The sequence below is a fragment of the Thermoleptolyngbya sp. C42_A2020_037 genome (assembly GCF_015272455.1).
Taxonomy (GTDB): Bacteria; Cyanobacteriota; Cyanobacteriia; order Elainellales; family Elainellaceae; genus Thermoleptolyngbya.
The window spans coordinates 90,746-101,374 of sequence record NZ_JACYLP010000020.1 but is presented as its reverse complement, the minus strand read 5'-3'; the positions used below and the strand labels follow the sequence as shown (position 1 = coordinate 101,374).

Below are 10,629 nucleotides of genomic sequence, written 5' to 3'. Positions count from 1 at the left end.
ACTACAACGGGCCGGTGCCGCCTGTGAGTTACACCGTCAGCGATGGCAACGGGGGAACAGATACCTCAACGCTGAGCATTACTGTTACTCCGGTCAACGATCCACCCATCGATGGCAACGAAACCCTTAGCGTTGCCGAAGACAACCCCCTGAGTGGCAACCTGCTGAGCAATGCCAATGACCCAGATGGCGACCCGCTCAGCATCACCACCTTCACCATTGGCAGCACCACCTACACCGCTGGAGACACTGCCAATATTCCCGGCGTGGGAACGCTGGTTATCAACGCCAATGGCACGTTCACTTTCACCCCAGCGCCGAACTACAACGGGCCGGTGCCGCCTGTGAGTTACACCGTCAGCGATGGCAACGGGGGCACAGACACCTCAACGCTGAGCATTACGGTCACGCCAGTCAACGATCCGCCGGTAGATGGAGATGAAGTTTTCAGCACTGCAAAAAATACGCCGCTGAGCGGCAACCTACTGGCAAATGCGACGGATGCTGATGGTGATTCGTTTAGCGTTATCCAGTTCACTATTGACAATAGTATCTACTACAGTGCTGGGGATACAGTTACTCTGCCAGGCGTAGGCACATTAACTATTGAGGCAGACGGCACATTTACATTTATTCCAGTGACGGGTTACGTGGGGCCCGTGCCAACCGTGACCTACACTGTCATGGATAGTAGAGAAACCACTGATGACTCTACGCTCAGCATTACGGTTACTCCGTCCAATAGTGCCCCTCTTGATGGGAATGAAACCCTTAGCGTTGCGAAAGATACGCCGCTGAATGGGAACCTGCTCTCGAATGCGACGGATGCCGATGGTGACCCGCTCAGCATCACCCAGTTCACGATTGGTACGACCACTTATAGCGCTGGACAAACAGCCAACCTGCCGGGGATTGGCACGCTGACGATTAACGCGAACGGCACGTTTACGTTTACTCCGGCTGCTGGCTACACAGGGCCGGTGCCACCTGTGAGTTATGTGGTTAGCGATGGCAACGGTGGGACGGATACCTCGACGCTGAGCATTACAGTGACAGGAGGGAGCGGAAACCTGCCCCCTACGATCGATTTGGATGCAGATGATAGTAGCGGTGCTTCTGGGCGGGATTATCAAACCCGCTTTGTGAAGGGTTTTCCAGTGGCAATCGCCGATCCTGACCTAACAATCAGCGATCCCGACAGCACGATTCTTCAGCAGGCTGTGATTACGTTGGTCAATCGACCGAATGGCACGTTGGAGAGCCTTAGCATTCGGGGTGCTCTGCCACCAGGGATTACTGCCTCTGCCTATAACCCTGCGACAGGGCAACTGATTTTAAGCGGTGCGGCATCCTTGGCAGATTACAAGCTGGCGATCGCCTTAATTGCTTACAACAACTCTGCCCGCTCAGTCAACCAAACCAATCGCACTATTACTGTTGTAGTCAGCGATGGCATCAGCACCAGTACACCTGCAACAACAACCATCCAAATCTCATCCCAAAACACGATTAATGGCTCTTCAGGAGCAGATATCGTCATCGGAACCGACGGAGATGACATCCTAAACGGGTTTAGCGATCGCGATGGTCTTTATGGCCGTGGGGGAAACGACATCATCAACGGCGGCAGCGATCCTGATATTCTGCGAGGGGATGAAGGCGACGATATCCTCAACGGCGGCACTGGAAACGATGACCTGGACGGCGGAGATGGCAATGACATCATCAACGGCGGCGGCGGCAACGACCTGATCTACGGTCGAGCAGGCGATGACCTCCTCAACGGGGGGCGCGGTCGAGATCGGATTTTTGGCGGCACGGGTCGGGATACGCTAAACGGCGGCGGTGGCAACGATTTGCTAGTAGGTGACGAAGGCGACGACGTGATTAACGGGGGCCGCGGCAACGACCGGATCATCGGCGGTGAAGGACGCGATCGCCTCACCGGTGGACAAGGCAATGACCTATTCATCTATCGCTCGAAGACTGACTTTGGCGACACCATCACTGATTTTGAGATTGTGCGCGATCGCATCGACCTGCGAGCCATCTTCCGAGGTCGTGGCTCCATGAGTAACATCCGCCTGCGTCAGGTGGGTGCAGATACTCAAGTGGATGTCAAAATTGGGGGTCAGTTTGCGACCCTGGGCGTGCTAGAAGCCGTAAATGCAAACACCCTGCAAGCTCGTCACTTTATTTTCTAGAAGGTATCTGGATCTTTCTGGATATTTCCAGATACCCTCTAGTTGCAGTTCCTGCGGTCTTATCTTATTTGCCTCGTGTTTTGTCGAGCTTACCCCTAACCAAGATGAAGTGTTTTCCCCTAAAGCTTGTTTCCTGTGGACTCCTGCTAGAGGTACTGCTGAGTGGTTTTCTCAATCCAAGCCCCATCAGCGCCCAGGAAGCCCCCCCGCCCGATACCCCCACGAGTAATTCTGCAATTGACTTGGTTATTCCAGTGCGGGCTAGCGCAGGCTATAACACGGGTGGATCGGGTTACGAAGAGGCAGTAAACCTGGAAGGATTTATCCCGCTGCATCAATCTCCGGGGGAGCGGATTACCTTCCTGGAGCCAAGGCTTTACCTGGGTGAAGAGAGCAACCTCGGAGGCAGTCTGCTTCTGGGGCACCGATTCTACGATGCGGATGACAACCGGATCTGGGGGGGCTATCTGGCCTACGACAATCGCCAGACCCGGCGTAATACGTTTCATCAGTTGGGGCTGGGGGTAGAAAGCTTAGGCGCGATTTGGGATTTTCATTTCAATGCTTACCTGCCGATTGGCGATCGCCGTCAGGTCGATCGCGAACAGGAGATCAGCAGCATTCTGAACACCAGCACCCGCTTTCAGGGCAACTTTCTGCTCCTGGAAAATCTGATCGAGGAGCAGCGATTGCGAACCTACGAAGCGGCCGCTGGCGGGTTTGACCTGGAAGCAGGCGCTCGGCTTGCCCACTGGCAGGGAGGAGACTTGCGGGGCTATGGCGGCATCTATTTCTATGACCCCGCAGGCGGCGACAGCGCCTTGGGTTGGCGGTTGCGCCTAGATGCAGATGTCAATCCTAGCTTGAACCTGGGCCTCGCCCTCCAAGATGACGATCTGTTTGGCACTCACTTACTCTTTTCAGCTACGCTCACCTTTCCCCGGATTCGCCCTCGCGGGCCGATCGGCAATCCGATGCTGGTTCAGGCCCGACTCGGTGAGCCGATCCTGCGGGCGCGGGGCATTGCCCTTGATCGTCAACAAGAAGTCGAGCGCTCGACCCAGCAGGTGACGATGCCCTTGATGAACCCGGAAGAAGAGCAGCCGTATCGGTTTCATCATGTGATTTTGGGCCGGGGGGCGGGCGGCGACGGGACGTTTGAGCGACCCTTTGGAACCGTTCAAGCGGCTCTCAATGCCACTCGCTCTGACGGCAACGATGTGGTGTACGTCGATGCAGGGCGCAGGGTAGATATTCCCGCCTTCACCATTCCCGATCGGGTACAGGTGCTGTCCCAGGGGCCAGCCCAGCTACTCGGCGGTCTGCCCTTCCCGGGCTTTCCTCGAACGGATGTGCGGCTGCCCTTTTCCCCAGTGCTGAATTATCGCGATGGCGTTTTGGTGCGGCTGCCTCTATCGGGCGATGGCAATTTTCCGGTGATCCGGGGCGGCGGCGCAGATCTGGTGAGATTGGGGAACCGTACCGTCTTAGCCGGATTTCGCCTAGAGGAGGCGGCGGGCAATGCGATTGTCGGCACTAGCATTCGAGATGTTGAACTGCGCGATAACTCGATTCGGAATGCGGGCGATCGCGGCATTTTCTTGGACAACGTAACGGGCAGCGTCGTCATATTTGACCATCAGCTTCGCAACATTGCGGGCGGGGCGGGGTCTGGGCAGGGGATGCTGATTCGCAACACTACTGACGGTACGACCCAAGTGACCATCGTCCGCTATCGAGCCAGCGGTCAGCGGGTGGGAATTGAGATGGTGGTGGAGGGCGATCGCCCCGCCAGCCTCACCCCCGAACAAACCATCTCTCTACAAAACGTGGTGATTACAGACAGCCGCGACCAGGGACTTTTGGTGCAAGCCAACGACGTGGGCAATCAGCAAATCGACCTCCGCTGGGGCCGCATTCTCAACAGCGGGAACCAGGGAGTTCTGATTCAGGCGGATAACACAGGCTCTCAGGAGGTTACCCTGGAAAACGTCGTTATTCAGGGGAGCAGCGGAGCGGGTGTGCAGGTTGTGGGTAGCGTGCTGGATAGCTTGACCACCTCTGCTCAGGAGGTCTACCTCCGTCGCAACCGAATCGAAAACAATGGCGGCGCAGGCATTGATATCACCGCAAATGGCTTGGCGGCGCAGGAGTTTGGCATTGGGAACAACATCATCCGCAACAACGGTGGGCCGGGCATCCAGGCCGTTGCAAACAACCGCTCCTTTCAGGAATTTGTGACCGACCCAGATAACAACTCTCGCGGCATCAGCGACAATGAAATTTCTGGTAATTCGCAGGCAGGCATTAGTCTCACGGTTAACAGTGCTGCGACTGCGATTGCCGATATTCAGGACAACCGAATCGCCGACAATCTGACGGCAGGCAACCCGGATTTGACCGTTACATCGACCAGCAATGCTGCTGATGTGTGTGCAGTGGTGAATAACAACACGAGTGCAGCCGGAATTCGCCTGAGCAATCCGGCGGGGGGGCTGTTTGAGGTGGGCGATTTGCCAACGGTTGCCACGCGCAACACGGGGACGGTGGAAGTGCTGCCGGGGCCGCCCGTGTTTACGAACAAGCCGGGGGCGCAGTCTTGCTTCCGATAGTCAAACCTGCTGCCTTCACTGTTCTTATTCAGGACTTACGCACTTGCGATAAGCTCTTTGGATTTTGGACAATTTCTCGTGGGCTGCGTCCGCGAGAAATTGTCCAACTGCGTAAGTCCTATTATTGAATTCTTATTGAATCCTCACAGCCTGTTTAGCTGTACGGTAAACACAGTCCCTTCCCCCAAGGTGCTTTCCACGCTGATCTGACCGCCGTGGAGGTCGATGCAGCGTTTGGCGATCGCCAGTCCCAGCCCCGTGCCGGGAATTTCGCCGACGTTGCTGGCCCGATGAAACGGCTCGAACAACTGCGGCAGGGCCTCTGGCGGAATGCCGATGCCCTCATCTTTGACCTGAAGCCCAATCGTGTCTGGCTGGCAAGACACCGTCAAAGACACACAGCCCCCTTCAGGAGAATATTTCACGGCATTCGACAGCAGATTGTTCACCACATGCCACAACAGCTTGTGATCAAGCTGGGTGATGCAAGGCGCTCCATCCGAAAAGAATGCCAATTCACACTGATGATCTGAGGTATAGCGCCAGACCTCAACCTGCTCTTCGCAAAAACTGGCGATATCAATAGGCGTAGGGAAGAATTCCAGATGGTCGGAATGCATTCGCTCTAGCAGGAGGATATCTTCTAGCAAGAGGCTGAGACTTTCGGCAGCGGTTTGGATCTGCTGAAGATGCTGCTGCTGTTTATCCGGAGGGAGCAGGTTGCCATAACGTTGCAACGAGTCGGCACAGGCGCGGATTGCCATCAGCGGCGTGCGAATTTCGTGAGAAACCACTGCCAGATGTTCGGCGCGGCGCTGCATTTCGGCTTCGGTCAATTGCTGAGCCGCTGCGGCAGCAGTTTCGGCGCGATGGCGGGCCAGGGCAATTTCAATTGTGGTCGCCAAAATGCGATCGTTAAAGGGTTTGAGGACATATCCATAGGGGTGTGAGGCTGCAACTCGCTCTAGCGTCCCCTGATCGGCATTGGCCGTGAGATACACCACGGGAATATGGAGTTGGGTTTGAATTTGTTCGGACGCATCAATGCCGTCCATCTCTCCGGGCAGTCGGATATCCATCAGCACCAGATCTGGCCGCAGTTGCTCGGCTTGTTGCACTGCGTCGATGCCCGTGTCGGCAACTGCCACAATCTCGTAGCCAAACCGCTCTAGCGATTCCCTCAGATCGTATGCGATTAGGTGTTCATCTTCGACAATGAGCAGACGAGTGGGTGGCATAGGATAACGGGCTGTTAAGCAGGCAGATTAGCGATTGGAAAACGAATGATAAACGCCGTCCCAAATTCATGCTGAAGTTCTAGGTCGCCCTGCAACTGGGCAACCAAGCTGCGGACGATAACCAATCCCAAGGAGTTGGAATGCTGCCAGTCCAAATCAGGTGGCATTCCAACACCATCGTCACTTACCGTTAGCTTTCCCAGGCGGGAGGTCGTGCCGTCGGCGGGTGGCTGAATTTCTACGCAAATAGTAATATTACCCGATCGGCCTTCTGGGAAGGCATATTTCAGCGCATTTGAGACTAGCTCGTTGATAATCATTCCGCAGGGAATAGCCGTGTTGAGGTTAAGGCTAAGTCCGTGGGTGGCGATCGCCGGAACAATGTGCTGCTGGCTCACCCCATAGGTTTGAAACAAATTGGCCACCAGCGTCCGAATATAGTTATCCAGGTCGATTTGCGAGAAATTGGCCGATTGATAGAGCTGCTCGTGAATAATCGCCATCGACTGCACCCGATTTTGGGATTCTAGCAGCAGCGTGGCCGTGGTGCGATCATCTAGACGGCGGGCCTGCATTCGCAGCAGGCTGGAAATCACCTGCAAGTTATTTTTGACGCGATGGTGGATCTCTTTGAGCAGCACCTCTTTTTCCTGGAGTGAGGTGCGAATTTGGGCATCGGCCTGTTTGCGATCGCCAATTTCCTGCACCATCGCCACGCCATAGCCCAGTCGGCTCAGATCATTGCGAACAAAGCAAGCCGTCAACTCCACCCAGAGGATCTGCCCGTCTTTGTGAATCAGGCGCGTTTCAATGCGGAAATGGGGAACTTCTTGCGGGCTGCTGGGGCGACTGGTTTCGCGCATGGCTTGCTCCAGCAGCGGCGCAGACAAATTCCAGTCGGCCGGATAGGTAATGTCTGCGGGGGTGAAGCGGGTCATTTCCTCCGGGGTATAGCCCAGCATTTTACAAAAGCGCTGGTTTGCCCGCAGGATATGCCCTGTCTCTGGCGACAGCAGCAGGATGCCAATCGGAGCGTTTTCAAACAACTGCCGAAACATTTCTTCGCTCTGGCGCAGCGCGGCTTCGGTTTGTTTGAGGTGGGTTACGTCCATCGTCACGCCGATCAGCTTGACCGCAACGCCCGCGTCATCAAATAAATATGTGCCCCGTTCGTAGAGCCAGTGCGTAGAGCCGTCTAGCCAAACGACCCGATACTCTAAGTCATACGGCGTGTGGGTTTGTAAACAGTCGTACTCAATTTTGTCTAGCCGCTCTCGGTCGTCGGGATGCACCCGGTCGTAAAACGACTGGTGAACCGGGCGGGGGCTGATTTCGTTTCCACGGGAATCCAGCACGCGCCCGTCGGCATCGGTGCAATAGCCCAGAACGGCATAGTTTTCGGGCGACCAGGTTTGCGCTCCGGTAGCCATGTCGCGCTCCCAGATGCCCATTTGGGCAGTGGATAGCGAAATTTGCAACTGGGCAGTGCGCTCTCGCACCCGCTGTTCGAGATCCTGGTTAAGGCGCTGGAGATCGGCTTCGACCCGCTGCCGCTCGGCTAGTTCCGCTTGGGCCGTTTCATAGAGATGAGACTGCTGAATGGCGATCGCCATTTGATCAGCCACGAGCCGAATCAGCGCTACCTCGTCTTCTCGCCAGGCCTTGATATGGCGATTGGACGATAGACCCAATGCCCCCCACACGATTCCCTCAACCCGTAGTGGTACCAGCAGCCAAACTGCTGCTGTTGCTTCATCTTTCGCCGGATAGGCAGGGTCTACCAGAGTCAAGTCTTCGCTGCGATCGATCTGCACAATTTCCAGGCGCTTGAGCCGAGCCGCAATCGGGTTATTGTCATCGGGAATCTCTAGACCCGGTGGGCGAAAGTTAGCGTTGTGGGCATAGCTGGCCACATCCACCCACACTCCCCGCTGCGAGTCGTAGCGCGACACCCAAACGCCGTTCACCGCCAGCAAGAAGGCGACCTCGCGGGTGGCAGTGGCAAAGATATCTTGCAGGTCAAGTGAGTTGCGAATCGCCTGCATGACCCGGTTGAGCGCTCGTTCGCGGGCAAACTGCTGATGCAGCGAGGCCTGGGCCTGCAAACGATCGGCTTCAATTCGCTTGCGATCGCTGATGTCTCGCAGGATGGCGGTGAACACGACCTCTCCGCCTTGCACCAACCTGGACACCGAGGCTTCGGCCGGAAACTCGCTGCCGTCTTTGCGGCGGGCCCGCACCTCGCCCAAGAGCCGATTGTTCCATCGCTGCGGTTCTGAGTGGAGGGGCGATCGCTGATGGGGCGATCGCAACGGCGTTGACTCACGGACTGTTTCACGGTTTGTTTCAAAGAAATCCTGGGGCAGCAGCCGGTCGATTGACTGTCCTATCACCTCAGCGCTGTCATAGCCAAAAATGCGCTCGGCGCTCTGATTAAACAGAATGATCCGCTGAGACTGGTCAACCGAAATAATGGCATCTGCGGCAATGTCGAGAATGCCCGCCAGCCGCGCCTCAGATAGCCGCAGGGACTCCTCCGCCTGCTTGCGAGCAGTGATATCCATCAACACGCCAATCATCTGGATGGGTACATGATGGGCATCGTATCGGCCGCGAGCCAGCGCCAGCATCCAGCGAACGGTTCCATCGGGCCAAATCACCCGATACTCGGCTCGACAGTCTTGCTGCTGGGTGAGCGCGAGTTCGGCCATTCGCTCGGCATAGTCTACGTCGTCGGGATGGACGGACTGTCGCCACAGGTCATAGCTGGACTGCTGCTGGTTGGGGGTTAGGCCTAGCAGTCGGAAATGGTTGTCGTTCCAGGTAACCTGCCCCGTCTCCAGGTTCCAGTCCCACAGCCCGATGTGGTTGAGGTCAAGCGCAGCCCGCAGGACGGCTTCTTGATGTTGCAAAGCCAGATCGACCTGTTTTCGATCCGTAATGTCAAAACTCAGGACATTGACGATCTGACTGGTTTGCCCATCCGCAGATGGAATCGGGGGCTGCACTCGAAACCGGGTACTAATCCAGCGCAGACCCGCAGTTTTATGGGTAAAGCGATACTCCACTGCAAAGGTGCGCTGGCTGGGTGGGGTGTCTGGATGAACCGCGAGGATATTGGCAAAGATGGTTTGGGCGATCGCCCGATCGTCTGGATGAACCTGCTCTCGCCACAGACCGGGCTGCGCGATAAACTCCTGTGCAGAGTAGCCAAAGATGTGGGCATATCCAGCGGAGCAGTAGGTGTAGTGCCAGCGCCCGTCGGCAAAGTGCTGAATTTGGGCGATCGCCGCATCCACGCCATCCAGCAATCCCTGCAACTGTTCCCGAATCTGCTGCGCGGCCTGAGCCTGCTGAAGCGCGTCCTGCTGCTGCTGAAGTTGGGCTTCTAGCTCGGCAATGCGCGATCGCAGCGCGGCTTCGCCCTCTGGAACCCAGCCCAAATCACCCGCCTGTGCCGCAGACGAGACTGGGGGAATCTGAGATTGGGGCGCTGGCGATTCGTCCATCGGATACTGTTAGACAAGCATGAGGCGGAATGGAGGGCGATCGCACACTAGCTTTATAAAAGCTCTAAAGAAACGGAAATAAACCCGTAAATTCTCATAACTTAGACAACGGAACTGCCGCCAGTTTTTTACAGTTTTTTTCACTACTTCTTCCTTGATCTCTTCTTCATGCGCTTTGGCAGACTTTCCATCATAGTTTTCTATGATGAAGCCAGAGTTTCACACATACGCGACTTCTGTTCCAGAAATCAAGTCCTCATCTGTTCCTTTTACTAAGCATGTCTCATAGGCTGACGGTTGGATCTACATCAGAATCTTCAGATTTACAGAAGATGTACGGTCAAGACGGATAAGGCGTAACGCACCGTTTACAATTTATGAGGGAATTTCTGATTCCCACACTGGTTTCAAGACTGAGCGCTCTACGCTTGGCTCTGTTTCTAAGTGCCTAGCGTCTGAGCGCTGAATATCTGAGCGTTTAATATCTGAGCGCTGAGGTTCAATTACCAAGGTTTAAGCGCCAAGGTTTAAAGTGCCAAGGTTTAAGCGCCAATATTCAAACTCTCGACGTAAACCCTGATTCGCTAGCTCCTTATGCCGCTCAAACCTGGTGACCCCGCCCCCGACTTTAGCCTCCCCGACGGCAACGGTAATCCTGTAAACCTCAAGGATTTTCGCGGCAAGTGGGTCGTGCTGTATTTCTACCCGCGAGACAATACGCCGGGATGTACGACCGAAGCCTGCGGGTTTCGCGATGCCTATGCAGATTACGAGGCTAGCGACGTGGTGGTGCTGGGTGTTAGCACCGACGATGCCAAATCGCACACCAAGTTTACGACCAAGTACAATCTGCCTTTCCCACTGTTGACGGATGCCGATGGCGCAGTCGGTACGGCTTACGAGAGCTATGGGCTGAAAAAGTTTATGGGCAAGGAATATATGGGCATCAGCCGCAATACCTTCCTGATTGACCCGGATGGAAAGATTGCCAAAGTCTACCTCAAGGTCAAGCCCGACAATCACGCAACGCAAATCCTCGAAGATTTGGCAGCGCTTAGGGCATAGC

Annotated in this window: 5 protein-coding genes; 3 read left to right on the top strand and 2 right to left on the bottom strand. The window is 55.6% G+C overall.

The window, feature by feature from the left end:
- Together IGS16_RS06490 and IGS16_RS06485 are read left to right on the top strand one after the other, a co-directional pair.
- Positions 1-2,204, top strand: a 2,204-nt coding sequence (locus tag IGS16_RS06490) for a calcium-binding protein (RefSeq protein WP_297084344.1), incomplete at its 5' end; no start/stop codon positions are given.
- A gap of 104 nt (positions 2,205-2,308) precedes the next feature.
- Positions 2,309-4,816 carry a right-handed parallel beta-helix repeat-containing protein gene (locus IGS16_RS06485; protein ID WP_297084342.1) on the top strand — a complete coding sequence of 836 codons (2,508 nt, stop codon included), beginning with the start codon at positions 2,309-2,311 and terminating at the stop codon, positions 4,814-4,816.
- 143 nt (positions 4,817-4,959) lie between these two features.
- Here the strand turns inward: IGS16_RS06485 and IGS16_RS06480 are convergent, their stop codons facing one another.
- Positions 4,960-6,054: an ATP-binding protein gene (locus IGS16_RS06480; RefSeq protein WP_297084340.1), complete on the bottom strand. Its 1,095-nt coding sequence runs from the start codon at positions 6,052-6,054 to the stop codon at positions 4,960-4,962.
- A 14-nt stretch (positions 6,055-6,068) separates the two neighbouring features.
- A complete protein-coding gene (locus tag IGS16_RS06475; protein ID WP_297084339.1) occupies positions 6,069-9,563 on the bottom strand; it encodes a PAS domain-containing protein in 3,495 nt (1,164 codons plus the stop codon).
- Positions 9,564-10,157: 594 nt separating this feature from the next.
- Between IGS16_RS06475 and bcp the strand changes: the two genes are divergently transcribed.
- Positions 10,158-10,628 carry a thioredoxin-dependent thiol peroxidase gene (gene bcp, locus IGS16_RS06470; protein ID WP_068507675.1) on the top strand — a complete coding sequence of 157 codons (471 nt, stop codon included), beginning with the start codon at positions 10,158-10,160 and terminating at the stop codon, positions 10,626-10,628.
- Position 10,629: the final 1 nt, after the last annotated feature.